Genomic DNA, 18,300 nt, shown 5'->3' on the forward strand with positions numbered 1-18,300 from the left:
TCATTGTGGGAACCTTGCTCGCGCAAGCGGTTTGGCGAGCAACCCTGCCCACACCCGGACTCGTATGAGCCCGGTCAGTCAGGCGTTTTCAAGCAGTCCGTGCAGTTCCACAAACTGCTGGGTCAACTTGTGCCGCGGATCCAGGTGGATCAGCGGCAGGCTCGCCTGGTGGGATTCGCGCATGCGTACCGAGCTGCTCAGGTACACCGGCAGCACGGGCAAGCCTTCGGCGATCAGTTCGTCAAGCATCTGCTGCGGCAGGCTGGCACGGGCCTGGAACTGATTGACCACGATGCCTTCGATCTCCAGGCCGTCGTTGTGGTCCTCCTTGAGTTCTTCGATTTCCGCCAGCAGGCCATACAACGCCTGGCGGGAGAAGCTGTCGCAATCGAAGGGGATCAGCACGCGGTCGGCGGCGATCAGTGCCGAAACCGCGTAGAAGTTCAGGGCGGGCGGGGTGTCCAGGTAGATTCGGTCGTAGTCTTCGTCCAGCTCTTCGAGCAGTTTGCGCAGTTTGTTGATCTTGTGTTTCGCCTCCAGCTTGGGCTGCAGGTCCGTCAGCTCGGCGGTGGCGGTGATCACGTGGAGGTTGTCGAAGGGCGTTTCGTAGATGTCGACCTTGTTCTTTTTCGAGAAAGGCCCGGATGACAGGGTCTGCTTGAAGAAGTCGGCAATGCCCATGGGAATGTCATCGCCCGTAAGGCCGGTGAGGTACTGAGTGGAATTGGCCTGGGCATCCAGGTCCACCAACAGCGTGCGATACCCCTCGCTGGCGCTGACCGCCGCCAGATTGCAGGCGATGCTGGACTTGCCTACGCCACCTTTCTGATTGAACACCACGCGCCGCATGTCAAAACCTCCGTGTATCAAAGATTCCCGAGTGTAGTAGGGCAAGACCCCGCTTCGCTACCTTCGGTATGGATGGACTACAGCGTTAGTGGCTTTTTCCGAAAAGGGAACGTCAATTCGCGCAGAATCTTAGGGAAGTTACCGACAGACAGGCTCGTGAGAATCGCGACAATGACAGGCCTGTGCCGGGAGGGACCGTCAAATCCCCCCGAGCGCACCAACGTAACCATTATTTGCTACAAGCCAACCGCACCGGGATAATGCGCGCCACTTGGGTCGCAAGATCATGCAGGGTTGGACGCGGGTCAAACCACTGAACCGTGACAATAAAAGCCCGCAGGGGTGGGATGAATTCTGTGATCGATTTCAACATCGCCCAATGGCGCGCCTGGGCCCCAGGGCTCGAAAGCGTGGACGACTGGCAGGCGTGGAGCCGACAGCCGGTCATGCTGCCCCCAGGCGACGGCGCCCCTGACGTCTCGTTCCTGCCGGCCATGCAGCGTCGGCGACTCAGCCGCCTGGCGCGGATGGCCTTCAGTGTCGGCTGGCCCCTGGCGGAAGGCCGGCCGGACCTGCCGTTGGTCTTTATTTCCCGCCACGGTGAAACCCCACGCACTTTTGAGATTCTCAAGGACCTGGCAGCCGACCAACCGCTGTCGCCGACCCAGTTCAGCCTGTCGGTGCACAACGCAGTGATCGGCCTATGGTCGATCATGCGCGGCGAAACCAGCGAAATGACGGCCCTGGCCGCCACCGGCGACGGGCTGGAACATGGCGTACTGGAAGCCGCCGCGCTGTTGAACGAAGGCGCACCGGCGGTATTGCTGGTCATTGCCGAAGAACAACCGCCGCAGGTGTATACGCCCTGGGTGGACGACGTGCCCTTTCCCTATGCGGTAGGGCTTTTGCTGACCCCGGGCGAAGACTGGCAACTGACCCTGTCCACCCCGCAGACCCAACCGCAAGGCAGCGAATGGCCCCATGCCCTGGACCTGGTGCGTACGCTGCTGAACAACGAAACCACTTGCCAACATGCCTGGAAGAATCGCGTATGGACCTGGCAACGCAACCGGTGACCGGTAAACATCGCGACGCCTACTACTGGCGTCTGCTCGCAACCGCGGCCAGCTTTACCCTGTTCGGGTTGGGCGGTCTGTGCCTGCGCTTGCTGGTGTTTCCGTTGCTGGCCTGCTGGCCCGGCGACGCCCAGGCTCATCGGCAACGGGCGCGTCGCACGGTCGGACGGCTGTTCTGGTTCTTCATTCGCTTCATGGCCCGCACCGGCGTGCTCACCTACCGCATCGACGGTGCGGAAAAGCTCGGCCGCCCCGGCCAGATGATCATTGCCAACCACCCTTCGCTGATCGACGTGGTGTTCCTGATCGGGCTGGTGCGCGATGCCAACTGCGTGGTCAAGCAAAGCCTGTGGGACAACCCCTTCACCCGCGGCCCGTTGCGCTCGACCCAATACATCAGCAACGACGGCAGCATGGACATGCTCGATGCCGCCAGCGACGCCCTGAAGGATGGCCAGACCCTGATCGTGTTCCCCGAAGGCACGCGAACCCAGCCAGGCCAGGCGCCGGCCTTTCATCGGGGCGCAGCGGCCATCGCCCTGCGGGGTGCGAAAATCCTTACACCCGTGACGATCAAGGTCAGCCCCACCACCCTGACCAAGGCCGAACCCTGGTATCGCATCCCCCAGCGCCGTGTGCACTTCAGTTTCCATGTGGGGGCCGATATAGATCCACAGGCATTCGCCACGCTCGGTCCTCCACCCCAGGCTTCGCGCAGGCTCAACGATTTCTTGCATCACTATTACATCAAGGAGCTCGCCGAAGATGAGCGATCTGCACCGTGACATCAAACAGCTGATCATCGACGCCCTCGGCCTTGAGGACATCAGTGTCGACGATATCGGCGATCACCAGACCCTGTTCGGTGAAGGCCTGGGCCTGGACTCGGTGGATGCCCTGGAGCTTGGCCTGGCGATCCAGAAAAGGTGGGGCATCAAGATCGATGCCGACGCCAAGGACACCCGCAACCATTTCAGCAACGTGGCAAGCCTTGCTGCCTTCGTCACCGCAAAAAGCGCTTGAGACCGGACCATGCAAACTCGTGATGACATCTTCAATACCCTGCGCGACGCCCTGGTGGAGCTCTTCGAGCTGGACCCGGAGCGGGTGACGCTGGAATCGAACCTGTACCAGGACCTGGAAATCGACAGCATCGACGCGGTCGACCTGATCGATCACATCAAGCGCCAGACCGGCAAGAAAATCGCCGCCGAAGAATTCAAGTCGGTGCGTACCGTCAACGACGTGGTCGAGGCGGTCTATCGACTGGTCCAACCGGCCGCATGAGCCGGTTGATTGGCCTCGGCCTGCTGTTGGCGGGCCTGCTCTACCCCTTTGCGGTGTATTTCGGCATGGAGCACTTCGCACCGTGGCAGTTCGGCCTGCTGCTGGGCAGCCTCTGGCTGGCCCGCGCGCTGCTCGGAAAAGGCGGCCCCGGCACGCTCTGGATGGCGGTCACGGCGATCGTGTTCTGCGCCTTGCTCGCTTTGTTCGACAGCCCGCTCCTGCTGCGCTGGTACCCGGTGCTGATCAGCGCCTTCATGCTCGGGCTGTTCGTCCTGAGCCTGAAGTACGGCCCGCCGATGATCGAACGCCTGGCCCGCCTGCGCGAGCCGCAACTGCCGCCCAAAGCGGTGGTGTATACCCGCCAGGTCACGGTGGCCTGGAGTGTGTTTTTCCTGTGTAACGGTTTGCTCGCCGCCGCCCTGACGCTCTGGGCGCCGCTGAGTTGGTGGATGTTGTACACCGGCCTGATTTCCTACGGACTGATGGGGCTGCTGTTTGCCATTGAATGGCTCATACGACAACGGGTAAGAGGCCGCCCATGAATTGGATAAAACTTGAGCAGATGCTGCTCGAGGCTCGACCGGAGCGCACCGTGGCAGTGGATCCGGTCATGGACCACTCGCAACTGCGCGATGAAGCCCTGCGCCTCGCCGCAGGACTGCAAGCCAAGGGGGTGCAGCGTCTGGCGGTGCACCTTGAAGACGCGGCGGACCTGGCTGTGGCCCTGCTCGGCGCCTGGCAGGCGGGCGTGCGGGTCCTGCTCCCCGCCGACCTGCAGGCGCAGACCCGCCAGCGCTGGGCGGCCGAAGTCGACTTGTGGCTGACCGACCAGCCCGGCGACACGCATCCCGGCGAGCTACGCTCTACGCCCCTGGCGCCTGTGGCACTGGACCTCGACCGATGCTGGCTGAGCCTGTGCACGTCCGGCTCCAGCGGCGAGCCCAAGCGCATCGAGAAAACCCTTCGGCAGTTGAGCCATGAAGTCATGGCCCTGGAGCAGTTGTGGGGCGCCGGCCTGGGGCCGGCCTGCATGATCGGCAGTGTCGCCGCTCAGCACATCTACGGCCTGCTGTTCCGGGTGTTGTGGCCGCTGTGCGCCGGGCGTCCGTTCGTACGCCGCCAGGTGGCCTTTCCGGAAGACCTGCAACGCGCCAGCCGCCAGCACCCGGCCTTCGCCTGGGTCGCCAGCCCGGCGCTGCTCAAGCGTATGGGCGATAACCTCGACTGGCCGGCCTTGAGCCATGTTCGCCGGGTGTTTTCCTCCGGCGGCGCCTTACCGGCCGATGCCGCCCATAGCCTGCAGCAACGCCTCGGGCAATGGCCCACAGAGATTTTCGGCAGCTCGGAAACCGGCGGTATCGCCTGGCGCCAGGGCGGCGGATTGTGGCAGCCCTTCACCGGCGTCGAGCTGACCCAGGCCGCCGATGGCGCCTTGCTGGTGTCCTCGCCTTATTTACCCCCCGGCCATGTGGAACATACCGCCGACGCGGCACGGATCGCCGACGATGGTCGCTTCGAACTCCTTGGGCGGCTGGACCGCATCGTCAAGCTGGAAGAAAAACGCATCTCCCTGCCCATGCTTGAACAAGCCCTGCTGACCCATGACTGGGTCAGCGAAGCGCGACTGGGGGTGGTACAGGAAAACCGCGCCTCCCTCGGCGCCCTGCTGGTGCTGAGTGAAACCGGCCTGCACGCCCTGCGCAACCTGGGCCGGCGTGCGCTCACCGACGCCCTGCGCCGGCACCTGGGCGAGCACTGCGAAACCCTCGCCCTGCCACGGCGCTGGCGCTGGCTGCGGCAGTTGCCACTCAACGCCCAGGGCAAACTGCCCCAGGCCGACGTCGAGGCACTGCTGGCGGCACCGCGCCCGAAAAACCCGGAGGTGCTGGAACAGATCCAAAGCGATGGCGAGTGGAGCCTGCAACTGGCGGTTCCGCCAGACCTGGCCTACTTCAGCGGCCACTTCCCCACCGCGCCGGTATTGCCTGGCGTGGTACAGGTCGATTGGGCGCTGGGCCTGGGCCGGCGCCTGCTGGACATGCCGCCGCGCTTCGTCGGCATGGAAGTGCTGAAATTCCAGCAATTGATACGCCCTGGCGATGAAGTCCAACTGCACCTGCGCTTCGACCGTGAACGCGGCAAGCTGTATTTCGCCTACCGCAATGACACAGCCACCTGTTCCAGTGGGCGGATCGTGCTGGGGGTGGCCGATGACTGACCACACCGCTGCACTCCTGTGGCGAGGCAGTTCACCCCCGCAGGGTTGCGCAGCAACCCCGAAGCCTGTGCAACGGCACAGACTGATGGCGAGCGCTTCCCACTCGAGCGGGGCGGTGCGACGTTTCGCCAGATCCCCTGGCCACGATAAACGGGCGGCAGATGAAAGATATGCATAACCCTTGCGCCGTCATCCCGGTCTACAACCACGAGACCGCCGTCTCGGCGGTGGTGCAGGCCTTGCTCGCCAATGACCTGCCCTGCGTCTTGGTGGACGACGCCAGCAGCCCGGCCTGCGCGGCCGTGCTGGAGCGGCTGGCCGAACACGAGCGTGTCCATCTGATCAGGCTCGCAGTCAACCAGGGCAAGGGCGGCGCGGTGATGACCGGCCTGCGGGAAGCCTCGCGCCTGGGGTTCAGCCATGCCTTGCAGGTCGACGCCGACGGCCAGCATGACCTGGGTGACGTGAAGACCTTCATCGATCAATCCCGTACCCACCCGGACGCCCTGATCTGCGGTTATCCGCAATACGATGCCAGCGTACCGAAAGGTCGTCTGTACGCCCGCTACCTCACTCATGTGATGGTCTGGATCAATAGCCTGTCCCTGCAGATCCGCGATTCGATGTGCGGCTTCAGGGTCTATCCCCTGGCTGCGACCCTGGCGCTGATCGGCTCGGCGAACATCGGCAAGCGCATGGACTTCGATTCGGACATCCTGGTGCGCCTGGCATGGCGCAATCAGCCGATGCGCTGGCTGCGCACCCGTGTCCACTACCCCCAGGACGGGGTCTCGCACTTTCGCCTGTTCCACGACAACGTGCTGATTACCCGCATGCACACCCGACTGTTCTTCGGCATGCTGGTGCGCCTGCCCGTGATTCTCTGGCGACGGTGGCGGACATGAGCGCCGACCAACAGCACTGGGCCGACCGCCAGGAGCGCGGCAGTTACTGGCTGATGAAGTTCACCGCGTTCGCTGCCCGGGTGCTGGGGCGCCGGCTGCTGAGCCCGCTGCTGTACGGCATCGTCCTGTACTTCTTCATCTTCGGCCGCAGCGCCCGCCATGCGGCGTGGCAGTACCAGCGGCGCCTGGCCGACTGGAGCGGCCGTGCCGAACTACGTCCGACCCATCGACGAGTCTTCGGGCAGTTCATGGCGTTTGCCGACTCCTTGCTGGACAAGCTCGACGTCTGGAACGGCAAATTGAGCATCGAGCAGATCGAAATCGTCGATACGGCGCTGCTGCGCAATCACCTGCGGGGCGAGCGTGGACAGATGCTGGTGGGGGCGCACCTCGGCAATCTGGAAATGTGCCGGGCCCTGGCCGAACTGGGCGAGAAAGTGACCATGAACGTGCTGGTGCACACCAAGCACGCCGAGCAGTTCAATCGCCTGCTGGGCGAGGCCGGCGCCACGCACCTGCGGCTGATCCAGGTCAGCGAGCTGGAGCCGTTGATCATGCTGCAACTGAGCGAACGCCTGGAGCGCGGCGAGTGGCTGGCGATTGCCGGCGACCGCATACCCTTGCACGGCGGGCGCAGCGTGACCGTGGATTTCATGGGCCATCCCGCCGCGTTCCCCCAGGGCCCATGGCTGCTGGCCGGCCTGCTCAAATGTCCGGTCAACCTGCTGATGTGCCTCAAGCACGAGGGGCGCTATCGGGTCACCCTCGAACCCTTCGCCGAGGCCGTGGAATGGAAACGCAGCGACCGAGAACAAGTGATCGCCCATTGGGCCGGCCGCTATGCCGCACGCCTGGCGCAGTATTGCCTCCAGGCCCCGCAACAGTGGTTCAATTTCTACCCTTTCTGGAAGACCGATGACGATGCCCACTCTTGAACCGGTAACCTTTGGCGAACGCCCCTTGCGCATCGAGGACGTGCTGGCCTTGGCCAATCGTCAGGCGCCGACGCAACTTCAGGATGACCCGGCGTTCCGCCAGCGCATCGCCAAGGGCGCGCAGTTCCTCGACTCCTTGCTGGACAAGGAAGGCGTGATCTACGGCGTGACCACCGGCTACGGTGATTCTTGCGTGGTGGCCGTGCCGCTGCATCATGTCGAGGCCTTGCCGCGTCATCTGTACACCTTCCACGGCTGTGGCCTGGGCAAGCTGCTGGACGCCCAGGCCACCCGCGCAGTGCTGGCGGCACGCTTGCAGTCGCTGTGCCACGGCATGTCCGGGGTGCGGGTGGAGCTGCTGGAACGGCTCCAGGCCTTTCTCGAGCACGACATCCTGCCACTCATCCCGGAAGAAGGTTCGGTGGGCGCCAGCGGCGACCTGACGCCCCTGTCTTACGTCGCGGCCACGCTGTCGGGGGAACGGGACGTGCTGTTTCGCGGCGAGCGCCGCCTGGCGGCCGATGTGCATCGCGAACTGGGCTGGCCCCCGCTGGTGCTGCGGCCCAAGGAAGCCCTGGCGCTGATGAACGGCACCGCCGTGATGACCGGCCTGGCCTGCCTGGCCTTCGCCCGGGCCGACTACCTGCTGCAATTGGCGACCCGCATCACTGCGCTGAACGTCGTCGCCCTGCAAGGCAACCCCGAACATTTCGATGAGCGCCTGTTCGCTGCCAAGCCTCATCCGGGGCAAATGCAAGTGGCCGCGTGGCTGCGCAAGGACCTGGCGATCGACGCCCCCACCGCACCGTTGCACCGCCTTCAGGATCGTTACTCCCTGCGCTGCGCCCCTCATGTGCTCGGCGTACTGGCCGACAGCCTGGGCTGGCTGCGCTCGTTCATCGAAACCGAGCTCAACAGCGCCAACGACAATCCGATCATCGATGCCGAGGCCGAACGGGTCCTGCACGGTGGGCATTTCTACGGCGGACATATCGCCTTCGCCATGGACAGCCTGAAGAACCTGGTGGCCAACGTTGCCGACCTGCTGGACCGCCAGCTCGCCCTGTTGGTGGACGAGCGCTACAACCATGGCCTGCCGAGCAACCTGTCCGGCGCCAGCGCCGAGCGGGCGATGCTCAACCACGGCTTCAAGGCCGTGCAGATCGGTGCCAGCGCCTGGACTGCCGAAGCCTTGAAGAACACCCTGCCGGCCAGCGTGTTCTCACGCTCCACCGAATGCCACAACCAGGACAAGGTGAGCATGGGCACCATCGCCGCCCGGGACGCGATCCGCGTGCTGGAGCTGACCGAGCAGGTAGCCGCCGCGACGCTGCTGGCGGCCAACCAGGGCGTATGGCTGCGCAGCCGCAACGAAGACGCGCGGCCACTGCCGCCGGCTCTGGCCGCCATGCACGCCGAACTGGCCGGGGATTTCGCGCCGGTCATCGAAGACCGGGCCCTGGAAAGCGAACTGCGCCTGTGCCTGCAACGCATCGCCGAACGGCACTGGAGGCTGCATGCGTAGCCAGGGAGTGCTGCACGTCGACACCCAGGTGGTGGTGCCGTTTTTCGATGTCGATTCGATGAACGTGGTCTGGCATGGCCATTACGTCAAGTACCTGGAAGTGGCCCGCTGCGCCCTGCTCGACCTGATCGGCCACAACTACAACGACATGCTCGCCTCCGGCTATGCATGGCCGGTGATCGACCTGCAACTGCGCTATGTGCGCAGCGCCGTGTTCGGCCAGGCCCTGAGCGTGCGCGCCAGCCTGGTGGAATGGGAGAACCGCCTGAAGATCAATTACCTGATCAGCGACGTGGAAACCGGCGAGCGCCTGACCCGCGCCAGTTCTGTGCAAGTGGCCGTGGACATCGCGACCCGTGAAATGCTGCTGGCCTCGCCCCGGGTCTTCGTCGAAGCCGTCGAAAGGAAATTGCCATGAAACGCCTGTACCTGGGACTGTTGCTCTGGGGCCTGGCGTCCCTGGCCCAGGCCTTCGACCTGCAGCGACTGAGCGAACAACTGGCCCGCCCGGAAGTCATCCACGGCCAGTTCATCCAGGAGAAGCATCTGCGCGCCTTGCCCCAGCCCCTCATCAGCAAGGGGCATTTCGTGCTGGCGCAGAAGCACGGCCTGCTGTGGCTACTGCGAACCCCGCTGCAACAGGACTACCGGATCACCGCCCGAGGCATCGCCCGACGAGACGGCGACACCTGGCAAATGCTGCCGAACAAGAGCGAAGGCGCCGAACAGAATCGCTTGTTCATGGCCGTGCTGCAGGGAGACAGCAGCGGCCTGCAACGGGATTTCGAATTGAGCCTGACGGGTACCGCGCAACAGTGGACACTCAAGTTGGTTCCGCGCTCGGTACTGCTCAAGCAGATCTTCACCCGGATCGACATCGAGGGCGGCGAGCTGGTGCGGCGCATCGAGCTGCTGGAAACCCAGGGCGACAGCACCGTGCTGCGGATGCAAGACAGCACCAGTGCACAGCCCCTGAGCGAAGCGGAGCAACATGACTTTGCCGAGTGAACGCAAGCTGCCCTGGCTGTTCCTGGCCTTGCTCCTGGCGGTGCTGGCGCTGGCCGGCTGGCAGTGGCGCAACGGCGCGCCGTTGTCGGCCAATCTCATGGAACTGGTGCCGGGCACCACGCCCGATGCCCTGGAGCTCATCGCCGAGCGACGCATGCAGGAACCGTTGAACCGCGAGGTACTGGTGCTGGTGGGCCATCACGACCGCCAGCAGGCCATCGCGCTGGCGCAAACCCTCGGTCAGCAATGGCAGGCCAGTGGACTGTTCGACAAGGTCCAATGGACGCTGCAAGCCGATCTGTCGGCATTGCGCACGCAGTTGCTCAACGGCCGGCTGGCGATGCTGTCGGCCACGGACCGCCAGCAGTTGATCGACCATCCCCAGGCATTCATCCAGCAACGGGTACAAGCCTTGTTCGATCCGTTCAGCGGCTTCAGCCTGGTACCCAGCCAGGACGACTGGCTGGGACTGACCGGACGCATCCAGAACAGCCAGCCGCAACACGGCGCAATAACGCTGGATGTGAGCAGCGGTGCACTGATCGCCGAAGCCGACGGCAAGCACTGGGTGCTGCTGCGGGCCCGAACCCATGGCGACGCCTTCGACATGAACCTGCCGCTGCAAGTGGCGCAGCTGTTGCAGCGCAGCCGCGACCAGGCGAGCCAGGCCCAGGGGCAGTTGCTGGCCGCCAGTGGCCTGCTCTATGCGGCCAACGGGCAGCAGCAAGCCTCGCGTGAAATCACCTGGGTCGGCGGTGGCGCGACGGTGGGCATCCTGTTGCTGCTGTTGCTGGCTTTCCGAAACCTGCGGGTGTGGCTGGCGTTCGTGCCCGTGCTGGTGGGCATGCTGTTCGGCGCGGTGGCCTGCGTGGCCCTGTTCGGACGCATACACGTCATGACTTTGGTGCTGGGCTCCAGCCTGATCGGCGTAGCGGTGGACTACCCGTTGCACTACCTGTCCAAGAGCTGGAGTCTCAAGCCGTGGCACAGCTGGCCCGCCCTGCGTCTGACCCTGCCCGGGCTGAGCCTGAGCCTGGCGACCACCTGCATCGGCTACCTCGCCTTGGCCTGGACACCTTTCCCGGCGCTGACCCAGATCGCGATCTTCTCCGCCGCCGGGCTGGCCGGAGCCTATCTCGCGGCGGTCTGCCTGCTGCCGGCACTGCTCAACGGCGCCGAACTGCGTCCGGCCCAGTGGCCGCTGCGGCTCTGCGAACACCTGCTCCAGGCCCGCGCAGCGCTGCTGGCGCGGGTCTGTACGCCCATCCTGCTGGTGCTGCTGTTGATCTTCTGCGCCGGCGGCCTCTGGCACCTGAGCACCAAGAACGACATCCGCCAGTGGATCGGCACGCCCCAACACCTGACGGACGAAGCCCAGGTGATCGCCCGGATCACCGGTTTCCAGCCGACCAGCCAGTTCTTCCTGATCCGCGCCGACGACCAGGCCCAATTGCTGGAACGCCAGACCGCGCTCAACGAGCGCCTGGACCAGTTGATCGGTCTGAACAAACTCCAGGGCTACCTGTCGCTGAACCAGTTGGTCAGCCCTCCCGCCGAACAGCAGAAGGTGCGCGAAGCCCTGGCCCGGTTGCCGGCGTTCTGGCAGCCGTTGCTGGACCTGGGCGTACCGGTCAGCGCGTTGCAGGCGGAACTCGCGCAATTGCAGGCCCTGCCCGTTACCGACATAGGCACTGCACTCACCGGGCCGCTGGCCGAACCGTATCGCACGCTCTGGCTCGGGCCGACAGCGCAAGGCGTGGCCGCGGTGGTCAGCCTGCAGGGCTTGAACGATGCGGCGCTGCTGCGGGTGCAAGCGGTGGACCTGCCCGGCGTGCACCTGGTAGACCGCCTGGGCGATCTGAACCGGGTCTTCGCCGCCACGCAAATCAGTGCCGCCGAGTTGAAGCTGGCGTCCTGTGTGCTGATCGTCCTGCTGCTGATCTGGCCGTTCGGCGTCGGCGCGGCCCTGCGCATCGTCGCCCTGCCGCTGCTGGCCGCGATGTGCAGCCTGGCGAGCCTGGGCTGGCTCGGCCAGCCGTTGACCCTGTTCAGCCTGTTCGGCCTGCTACTGGTGACCGCCATCGGCGTCGACTACGCGATCCTGATGCGCGAACGGATCGGCGGGGCCGCAGTGAGCCTGCTGGGTACCCTGCTGGCGGCAGTCACCACCTGGCTGTCGTTCGGCCTGCTGGCGCTTTCCAGCACACCGGCGGTGAGCAACTTCGGCCTGGCGGTAAGCCTGGGGCTGGCGTTCAGTTTCCTGCTGGCGCCCTGGGCCGGACACCATGAGCCCCCCGAGGCGGAGCCTGCCCCATGACCCATTCCCTGAACCTCATCGCCCCGGCAAGGAGTGCACATGCCTACGATTGAAATGGAACGGCGCCAGGTCGTCGTCATCGGCGCCGGCCCCTCCGGCGCCATCGCCGCCGCGTTGCTCAAGCGCAAGGGGCACGACGTGCTGGTCATCGAGCGCCAGCACTTCCCGCGGTTCTCCATCGGCGAGAGCCTGTTGTCCCACTGCCTGGATTTCGTCGAAGAGGCGGGCATGCTCGAAGCGGTGAACGCTGCCGGGTTCCAGCGCAAGAACGGTGCCGCCTTCGCCTGGGGCGAGCGCTACAGCGCCTTCGATTTCGGCGATACCTTCAGCGCCGGCAAGCCCACCACATTCCAGGTCCAGCGCGCCGATTTCGATAAGCTGCTGGCCGACCAGGCCGCGTTGCAAGGCGTAGAGATCCGTTATGGCGAAACCATCGCCAGCGCTGACTTCAGCCTGCCCAGCCCACAGTTGGGCGTGCAGCGCGAGGACGGCAGCCAATACCGGGTCGAGGCGCAGTTCGTGCTCGATGCCAGTGGCTATGGCCGGGTCCTGCCGCGCCTGTTGGACCTGGAGGCACCGTCGAACTTCCCGCTGCGCCAGGCCGTGTTCACCCATATCGAGGATCGCATCGACAACCCGGCCTTCGACCGGCAGAAGATCCTGATCACCACGCACCCGAGCAAACGCGACGTGTGGTTCTGGACCATCCCGTTCAGCGACGGTCGCTGCTCGGTGGGCGTGGTCGCGGCGGCGGAGCACTTCGCCGGTGGCACCGACGACCTCGACGCCTGCCTGCGTGGTTTCATCGACGACACCCCAAGCCTGGCCGGCGTCCTGCAGGATGCCGTGTGGGACACTCCGGCGCGGACCATCGGCGGGTACTCGGCCAACGTCAAGACGCTGCACGGGCCTGGCTTTGCCCTGCTGGGCAATGCCGCGGAATTCCTCGACCCGGTGTTTTCCTCCGGCGTGACCATCGCCATGCGTTCGGCGAGCATGGCCGCCGGCGTGCTCCATCGCCAGTTGCAGGGCGAAAGCGTGGACTGGCAGGGCGAATTCGCCGAACCGCTCAAGCGTGGCGTCGATACCTTCCGTTGCTACGTGGAAGGCTGGTACGCCGGCACCTTCCAGGACGTGATCTTCTACACCGACGGCTCGGCCGACATCCGCCGCATGATCAGCTCGATCCTGGCCGGCTACGCCTGGGACCAGAGCAACCCCTTCGTCAGCGAACCCAAGCGACGCCTGCGCATGCTTTCGGAAATCTGCGCGAGCACGGCACCATGAGCCAGCGGCCATGAGCTACCTGAGCGACAGCTACGTCCAGGAGACGCGTTTCGGCTTCTGGTTCCTGCGCAGCCACACCTGGCAGCACCATGTGCTGCGAGTGGCGATCAACGACCTGCGCAGCCTGTTCGACACAGCGGTTCCGGCCAGTCCGGTGCTGCTGGATGCCGGCTGCGGCCAGGGCAAATCGTTCCAGTACCTGCGCCAGGTGTTCGCGCCGCAACGCTTGATCGGCGTGGATGCCGATCCCCACAGCCTGGCATTGAGCGCCGAAGAGGCTGAACGCCAGGGCATGACCGTGGAACTGATCGGCAGCGACTGCGCGGTGCTGGCCGTACCGGATGCCAGTGTCGACCTGTTGTTCTGCCACCAGACCTTTCATCACCTGGTGGAGCAGGAAAAAGCCCTCGCCGAGTTCTACCGCGTGCTCAAGCCGGGTGGCTACCTGATGTTCGCCGAATCCACCAAGGCCTATATCGATACCTGGGTGATCCGCTGGTTGTTCCGCCACCCCATGCACGTTCAGAAAAGTGCCGCCCAGTATCTGGAAATGATCCGTCTCCAGGGTTTCCGTTTCGAGGCGCGCAACGTGTCCTATCCTTACCTGTGGTGGAGTCGCGCCAGGGATTTCGGCCTGCTGGAACGGTTTGGCCTGCGCCGTCCCCGGCCGTTCGGCCAGCGAGAGGAAACCCTGGTCAACGTGGTGGCCCGCAAGCCATTCGAAGAGGTTGCCGGATGATGCGTTCGCCACTGCTCAACAGCCTGCTCCTTGGCTGTCTCTTGCTGCTCGGCGCCTGCGCCAGCCGCACGCCACTGCCCGAGCACGCGCCGACCCTGGTGCTGCCGCTGCAATTGCACATCGAACGCCAACTGGCCGGGCAGCGCCAGGACTGGCTGCTGGTGATCCAGCGCGAAGGCGCCGGCATCCGCTGGTCGATGATGGACCCGCTGGGCATTCCCCTGGCCCGGCAGCGCCTGGTGGATGGCCAGTGGCAGGCCGACGGCCTGTTGCCACCCAATGCCGAAGCCCGGGAGCTGTTCGCCGCGCTGCTGTTCGCCCTGACGCCGGACGCCGAGCTGCCGGATAACTACCCCACCGCCAGACAGCAGGCACAACCGCAACGGCAGCGAGTCCTGGATTCCCGCTGGCAGGTGCGCTACAAGCAGGCGCTGGATTTCGAACTGAGCCTGTCCCAAGGCCTGCGCTACCGCATTAAACCGTTGAGCGAGACCACCCCATGACCGCTTACTTGAATGCCCTCGGGGTGATCTGCGCCCTGGGCCGCGATAAACGCAGCGTCGCGCGCAACCTGTTTGCCGGCGACTGCTCGGGCCTGCGCATCGAGCACGGCTGGGTGGCCGAACGCGCTTTGCCCGTGGCGGCGGTGGCCGGTGAACTGACCCCCATCCCGGAAACGCTGGCCGCCCACGGCAGTCGCAACAACCAGCTGCTGCTGGAGGCGGCGCTGCAGATTCGTCCCGAAATCGACCGGGCGATCCAGGCCCATGGTCGCGCCCGCATCGGCATTGTCCTGGGCACCAGCACCTCGGGTATCGATGAAGCCAGCCGAGGCATCGCCCATTACCTGCGCGAGCAGCATTTTCCCGACGGTTACGATTACCAGCAGCAGGAGCTCAGCGCGCCGGCCAATTTCCTGTCCGACTGGCTCGGCCTGTGCGGCCCGTCCTACGCGATTTCCACCGCCTGCACCTCCAGTGCCCGCGCCCTGATGAGTGCCCGACGCCTGCTCGACCTGGGCCTGTGCGACGCGGTGCTTTGCGGCGGCGTGGACAGCCTGTGCAAACTGACACTCAACGGCTTTTCGGCGCTGGAAGCGGTGTCCAGCGAACGCTGCAACCCCTTTTCGGTGAACCGCAACGGCATCAACATCGGCGAAGCGGCGGTGCTGTTCCTGATGAGCAGGGCACCTGGCGACGGACCGCCGATCGCCTTGCTCGGCGACGGGGCCAGCTCCGACGCCCATCATATTTCCGCCCCCGAGCCCAGCGGTCGCGGCGCCCGCCAGGCCATGGAGAAGGCCCTGCACTGCGCCGGCCTTGTCGCCAGCCAGATCGACTACCTGAACCTGCACGGTACCGCCACGCAACACAACGACGCCATGGAAAGCCTGGCCGTCGCCGGGCTGTTTCCAGCGGGTGTCCCCTGCTCGTCCACCAAACCCATGACCGGCCATACCCTCGGCGCGGCCGGAGCGCTGGAAGCGGCATTCTGCTGGCTGAGCCTGAGCGCCGAAAATCCCAACCTGACCCTGCCGCCCCACATCTGGGACGGCCAGGCCGATCCTGAATTGCCGACACTGAACTGGACCGGCATCGACAGCCACCTGAAGGCGACTTCGCCCCGTCGCCTGATGAGCAACTCGTTCGCCTTCGGTGGCAACAACGTCAGCCTGATTATCGGAGACGCCCCATGATCGATTGGCCGCCCGCCGAACTGCTGCCCCACGCAGGCGACATGATTCTCATCGACCGCATCGTGGCGTTCGACGATGAACAGATCCATACCCATGCCACCGTCAAGGCCGGCGGGCCGTTCAGCCGCGACGACGGTGGACTGCCGGCCTGGGTCGGCATCGAGCTGATGGCCCAGAGCGTCGCGGCGTTCGCCGGCTGCCATGCGCGCCAGCGTGGCGATGCCGTGGAGCTGGGCTTTCTGCTCGGCACCCGCAAGTTCGAATGCAACGTCGAATATTTTCCAGTCGGCACCGAACTGGCCATCCATGGCCTGCGCTCCCTGGAAGACGACAACGGCATGGGCGTATTCGAGTGCCACATCGACGCACCCGGCATCCATGCCACGGCCCGGCTGAATGTGTTCCGCCCGCCCCAATCCGCCCACTATCTCCATGAACCGTCCGCAACAGGAAACCAGCCATGACTGAATCCGTACTGGTCACCGGCTCCAGCCGTGGCATCGGCCGCGCCATCGCCCTGCGCCTGGCCCAGGCAGGCCATGACATCGTGCTGCACTGCCGCAGCGGTCGCGCCGAGGCCGACGCCGTCCAGAACGAAATCCAGGCCCTGGGCCGTAATGCCCGGGTGCTGCAATTCGACGTATCCGACCGTGCCGCCTGCAAAGCCATCCTTGAGGCCGATGTCGAGGCCCACGGCGCCTATTACGGGGTGGTGCTTAACGCCGGCCTGACCCGCGACGGCGCGTTCCCGGCCCTGAGCGAAGAAGACTGGGACAGCGTGATGCGCACCAACCTCGACGGTTTCTACAACGTGCTGCACCCGGTGATGATGCCGATGATCCGTCGCCGCGCCGCCGGACGGATCGTCTGCATCACCTCGGTCTCGGGCTTGATCGGCAACCGCGGCCAAGTCAACTACAGCGCCTCGAAGGCCGGACTGATCGGGGCGGCCAAGGCGTTGGCAATCGAGTTGGGCAAGCGCAGGATCACCGTCAACTGCGTCGCCCCTGGCCTGATCGATACCGCCATGCTCGATGAAAACGTGCCCGTGGAAGAACTGATGAAAATGATCCCCGCCCAGCGCATGGGCACCCCGGAAGAAGTGGCCGGCGCGGTGAACTTCCTGATGTCCGCCGAAGCCGGCTACATCACCCGGCAGGTCCTGTCCGTCAACGGAGGCCTGTGCTGATGAAGCGCGTCGTCGTCACCGGCATGGCCGGCATCACCTCCCTGGGCAGCGACTGGGATACCATCGCCGCCAACTTCGCCGCCAACCGCAGCGGCATCCGGTACATGGACGAGTGGAACCGCTTCACTGAACTGAACACCCGCCTGGCCGGGCCCGTCGATGACTTCCAGGTCCCGGCCCACTGGACCCGCAAGCAACTGCGCAGCATGGGCCGGGTGTCACGCCTGGCGGTGGGCGCATCGGAACAGGCCCTGGCCGACGCCGGACTGCTGCACGATGCCTCGATCCGGGACGGGCGCATGGGCGTGGCCTGCGGCTCGTCCACCGGCAGTACCGACGAGATCAAGGCGTTCGGCAACATGCTGCTCAATTCCGTGGCCGAGGGGCTGAACGCCAACTCCTACGTGCGGATGATGCCCCACACCACGGCGGCCAATATCAGCATATTCTTCGGCCTCACCGGGCGGCTGATCCCTACGTCCAGCGCCTGCACCAGCGGCAGCCAGGGCATCGGCTACGCCTATGAGTCGATCAAGTTCGGGCGCTTGCCGATGATGCTGGCCGGCGGCGCGGAAGAACTGTGCCCGACCGAAGCGATGGTCTTCGACGCCCTCTACGCCACCAGCCTGAAGAACGATGCGCCCCAAAGCAGCCCACGCCCCTACGACAAGGGCCGCGACGGCCTGGTCATCGGCGAAGGTGCCGGCATGCTGGTTCTCGAGGAACTGGAACATGCCCTGGCCCGTGGCGCGCGGATCCATGCCGAAGTCGTAGGCTTTGGCAGCAACGCCGACGGCCAGCACACCACCCGCCCCGAGCAGACCACCATGCGCCGAGCCATGGAACTGGCCCTGGAAGACGCCGGCCTCGCACCGGCCGCCATCGGCTACGTCAACGGTCACGGCACTGCCACCGAACAGGGCGACATCGCCGAAACCCTGGCCACCAGCAGCCTGTTCGGCGAACACATGCCCATCAGCTCGCAGAAAAGCTTCCTCGGCCATACCCTGGGTGCGTGCGGAGCGCTGGAGTCCTGGTTCAGCATCGAAATGATGAACCGCGACCGCTACGTGCACACCTTCAACCTCGACGAAGTCGACCCTCAATGCGGCAAGCTTGATTACCTGCGCAATGAGTTCCGCTCGATGAGCAACGAGTACGTGATGAACAACAACTTTGCCTTTGGCGGGGTCAACACCTCACTGATCTTCCGTCGCTGGCGTTGACGCGGTTTCTTCTCACGCAGACCTTTCACCCTGGGGCGAGCCT

The 18,300-nt window shown here is 65.1% G+C and carries 20 protein-coding genes; 19 read left to right on the top strand and 1 reads right to left on the bottom strand.

From position 1 onward, the window contains the following. Positions 1-78: 78 nt before the first annotated feature. Complete coding sequence (locus BW992_RS04830; protein WP_072398011.1) at positions 79-849, bottom strand: ParA family protein; 771 nt, start codon at positions 847-849, stop codon at positions 79-81. 347 nt (positions 850-1,196) lie between these two features. Here BW992_RS04830 and BW992_RS04835 point away from each other — a divergent pair, with 347 nt between their 5' ends. The 19 genes from BW992_RS04835 to BW992_RS04925 all read left to right on the top strand — a co-directional run bounded on the left by BW992_RS04835 (position 1,197) and on the right by BW992_RS04925 (position 18,257). Further along, positions 1,197-1,925, top strand: coding sequence for a beta-ketoacyl synthase chain length factor (locus BW992_RS04835; protein ID WP_072431651.1), 729 nt, complete (start codon positions 1,197-1,199; stop codon positions 1,923-1,925). Then, on the top strand, positions 1,901-2,710 hold the full coding sequence (locus BW992_RS04840) for a lysophospholipid acyltransferase family protein (RefSeq protein WP_072398009.1): 810 nt from the start codon (positions 1,901-1,903) through the stop codon (positions 2,708-2,710). Before BW992_RS04835 ends, BW992_RS04840 begins: the two co-directional genes overlap by 25 nt. Beyond that, positions 2,691-2,948, top strand: coding sequence for a phosphopantetheine-binding protein (locus BW992_RS04845; RefSeq protein WP_072398008.1), 258 nt, complete (start codon positions 2,691-2,693; stop codon positions 2,946-2,948). The genes BW992_RS04840 and BW992_RS04845 overlap by 20 nt, the downstream gene beginning before the upstream one ends. 9 nt (positions 2,949-2,957) lie before the next feature. Then, positions 2,958-3,212: an acyl carrier protein gene (locus BW992_RS04850; protein ID WP_030140951.1), complete on the top strand. Its 255-nt coding sequence runs from the start codon at positions 2,958-2,960 to the stop codon at positions 3,210-3,212. Further along, complete coding sequence (locus tag BW992_RS04855) at positions 3,209-3,754, top strand: hypothetical protein (protein ID WP_072398007.1); 546 nt, start codon at positions 3,209-3,211, stop codon at positions 3,752-3,754. Before BW992_RS04850 ends, BW992_RS04855 begins: the two co-directional genes overlap by 4 nt. Further along, on the top strand, positions 3,751-5,430 hold the full coding sequence (locus tag BW992_RS04860; protein ID WP_072398006.1) for an acyl-CoA synthetase family protein: 1,680 nt from the start codon (positions 3,751-3,753) through the stop codon (positions 5,428-5,430). The genes BW992_RS04855 and BW992_RS04860 overlap by 4 nt, the downstream gene beginning before the upstream one ends. Positions 5,431-5,600: 170 nt before the next feature. Continuing rightward, positions 5,601-6,335 (top strand): glycosyltransferase family 2 protein, encoded by a 735-nt coding sequence (locus BW992_RS04865; RefSeq protein WP_072398005.1) that lies wholly within the window; start codon positions 5,601-5,603, stop codon positions 6,333-6,335. After that, positions 6,332-7,270 carry an LpxL/LpxP family acyltransferase gene (locus BW992_RS04870; RefSeq protein WP_072398004.1) on the top strand — a complete coding sequence of 313 codons (939 nt, stop codon included), beginning with the start codon at positions 6,332-6,334 and terminating at the stop codon, positions 7,268-7,270. The genes BW992_RS04865 and BW992_RS04870 overlap by 4 nt, the downstream gene beginning before the upstream one ends. Continuing rightward, entirely contained in the window at positions 7,251-8,795 is a 1,545-nt protein-coding gene (locus BW992_RS04875) for an HAL/PAL/TAL family ammonia-lyase (protein WP_072459085.1), read from the top strand. The genes BW992_RS04870 and BW992_RS04875 overlap by 20 nt, the downstream gene beginning before the upstream one ends. Then, positions 8,788-9,213: an acyl-CoA thioesterase gene (locus tag BW992_RS04880; RefSeq protein WP_072431655.1), complete on the top strand. Its 426-nt coding sequence runs from the start codon at positions 8,788-8,790 to the stop codon at positions 9,211-9,213. Before BW992_RS04875 ends, BW992_RS04880 begins: the two co-directional genes overlap by 8 nt. Next, the gene (locus BW992_RS04885; RefSeq protein ID WP_072398001.1) at positions 9,210-9,803 is read left to right on the top strand and encodes an outer membrane lipoprotein carrier protein LolA; all 594 of its coding nucleotides are present in this window, start codon (positions 9,210-9,212) and stop codon (positions 9,801-9,803) included. The genes BW992_RS04880 and BW992_RS04885 overlap by 4 nt, the downstream gene beginning before the upstream one ends. Further along, entirely contained in the window at positions 9,787-12,120 is a 2,334-nt protein-coding gene (locus BW992_RS04890; protein WP_076405702.1) for an MMPL family transporter, read from the top strand. Before BW992_RS04885 ends, BW992_RS04890 begins: the two co-directional genes overlap by 17 nt. A 39-nt stretch (positions 12,121-12,159) precedes the next feature. Further along, complete coding sequence (locus tag BW992_RS04895) at positions 12,160-13,407, top strand: NAD(P)/FAD-dependent oxidoreductase (RefSeq protein WP_072431656.1); 1,248 nt, start codon at positions 12,160-12,162, stop codon at positions 13,405-13,407. Positions 13,408-13,417: 10 nt separating this feature from the next. Continuing rightward, a complete protein-coding gene (locus BW992_RS04900) occupies positions 13,418-14,146 on the top strand; it encodes a class I SAM-dependent methyltransferase (RefSeq protein WP_072459087.1) in 729 nt (242 codons plus the stop codon). Continuing rightward, complete coding sequence (locus tag BW992_RS04905; protein ID WP_372239199.1) at positions 14,146-14,649, top strand: DUF3261 domain-containing protein; 504 nt, start codon at positions 14,146-14,148, stop codon at positions 14,647-14,649. Before BW992_RS04900 ends, BW992_RS04905 begins: the two co-directional genes overlap by 1 nt. Beyond that, positions 14,646-15,842, top strand: a complete 1,197-nt coding sequence (locus tag BW992_RS04910; RefSeq protein WP_072397997.1) for a beta-ketoacyl-[acyl-carrier-protein] synthase family protein — start codon at positions 14,646-14,648, stop codon at positions 15,840-15,842. The genes BW992_RS04905 and BW992_RS04910 overlap by 4 nt, the downstream gene beginning before the upstream one ends. Continuing rightward, positions 15,839-16,306, top strand: a complete 468-nt coding sequence (locus BW992_RS04915) for an ApeP family dehydratase (protein ID WP_072397996.1) — start codon at positions 15,839-15,841, stop codon at positions 16,304-16,306. Before BW992_RS04910 ends, BW992_RS04915 begins: the two co-directional genes overlap by 4 nt. Then, complete coding sequence (gene fabG / locus BW992_RS04920; RefSeq protein WP_072397995.1) at positions 16,303-17,031, top strand: 3-oxoacyl-ACP reductase FabG; 729 nt, start codon at positions 16,303-16,305, stop codon at positions 17,029-17,031. Before BW992_RS04915 ends, fabG begins: the two co-directional genes overlap by 4 nt. After that, entirely contained in the window at positions 17,031-18,257 is a 1,227-nt protein-coding gene (locus tag BW992_RS04925) for a beta-ketoacyl-ACP synthase (protein ID WP_072397994.1), read from the top strand. The genes fabG and BW992_RS04925 overlap by 1 nt, the downstream gene beginning before the upstream one ends. Positions 18,258-18,300 lie beyond the last annotated feature (43 nt).

Source organism: Pseudomonas sp. 7SR1 (assembly GCF_900156465.1).
Taxonomy (GTDB): Bacteria; Pseudomonadota; Gammaproteobacteria; order Pseudomonadales; family Pseudomonadaceae; genus Aquipseudomonas.

Coding starts and splice junctions, on each gene's coding strand:
- BW992_RS04830 (WP_072398011.1), bottom strand. CDS start 849: ATGCGGCGCGTGGTGTTCAATCAGAAAGGTGGCGTAGGCAAGTCCAGC.
- BW992_RS04835 (WP_072431651.1), top strand. CDS start 1,197: ATGAATTCTGTGATCGATTTCAACATCGCCCAATGGCGCGCCTGGGCC.
- BW992_RS04840 (WP_072398009.1), top strand. CDS start 1,901: ATGGACCTGGCAACGCAACCGGTGACCGGTAAACATCGCGACGCCTAC.
- BW992_RS04845 (WP_072398008.1), top strand. CDS start 2,691: ATGAGCGATCTGCACCGTGACATCAAACAGCTGATCATCGACGCCCTC.
- BW992_RS04850 (WP_030140951.1), top strand. CDS start 2,958: ATGCAAACTCGTGATGACATCTTCAATACCCTGCGCGACGCCCTGGTG.
- BW992_RS04855 (WP_072398007.1), top strand. CDS start 3,209: ATGAGCCGGTTGATTGGCCTCGGCCTGCTGTTGGCGGGCCTGCTCTAC.
- BW992_RS04860 (WP_072398006.1), top strand. CDS start 3,751: ATGAATTGGATAAAACTTGAGCAGATGCTGCTCGAGGCTCGACCGGAG.
- BW992_RS04865 (WP_072398005.1), top strand. CDS start 5,601: ATGCATAACCCTTGCGCCGTCATCCCGGTCTACAACCACGAGACCGCC.
- BW992_RS04870 (WP_072398004.1), top strand. CDS start 6,332: ATGAGCGCCGACCAACAGCACTGGGCCGACCGCCAGGAGCGCGGCAGT.
- BW992_RS04875 (WP_072459085.1), top strand. CDS start 7,251: ATGACGATGCCCACTCTTGAACCGGTAACCTTTGGCGAACGCCCCTTG.
- BW992_RS04880 (WP_072431655.1), top strand. CDS start 8,788: ATGCGTAGCCAGGGAGTGCTGCACGTCGACACCCAGGTGGTGGTGCCG.
- BW992_RS04885 (WP_072398001.1), top strand. CDS start 9,210: ATGAAACGCCTGTACCTGGGACTGTTGCTCTGGGGCCTGGCGTCCCTG.
- BW992_RS04890 (WP_076405702.1), top strand. CDS start 9,787: ATGACTTTGCCGAGTGAACGCAAGCTGCCCTGGCTGTTCCTGGCCTTG.
- BW992_RS04895 (WP_072431656.1), top strand. CDS start 12,160: ATGCCTACGATTGAAATGGAACGGCGCCAGGTCGTCGTCATCGGCGCC.
- BW992_RS04900 (WP_072459087.1), top strand. CDS start 13,418: ATGAGCTACCTGAGCGACAGCTACGTCCAGGAGACGCGTTTCGGCTTC.
- BW992_RS04905 (WP_372239199.1), top strand. CDS start 14,146: ATGCGTTCGCCACTGCTCAACAGCCTGCTCCTTGGCTGTCTCTTGCTG.
- BW992_RS04910 (WP_072397997.1), top strand. CDS start 14,646: ATGACCGCTTACTTGAATGCCCTCGGGGTGATCTGCGCCCTGGGCCGC.
- BW992_RS04915 (WP_072397996.1), top strand. CDS start 15,839: ATGATCGATTGGCCGCCCGCCGAACTGCTGCCCCACGCAGGCGACATG.
- fabG (WP_072397995.1), top strand. CDS start 16,303: ATGACTGAATCCGTACTGGTCACCGGCTCCAGCCGTGGCATCGGCCGC.
- BW992_RS04925 (WP_072397994.1), top strand. CDS start 17,031: ATGAAGCGCGTCGTCGTCACCGGCATGGCCGGCATCACCTCCCTGGGC.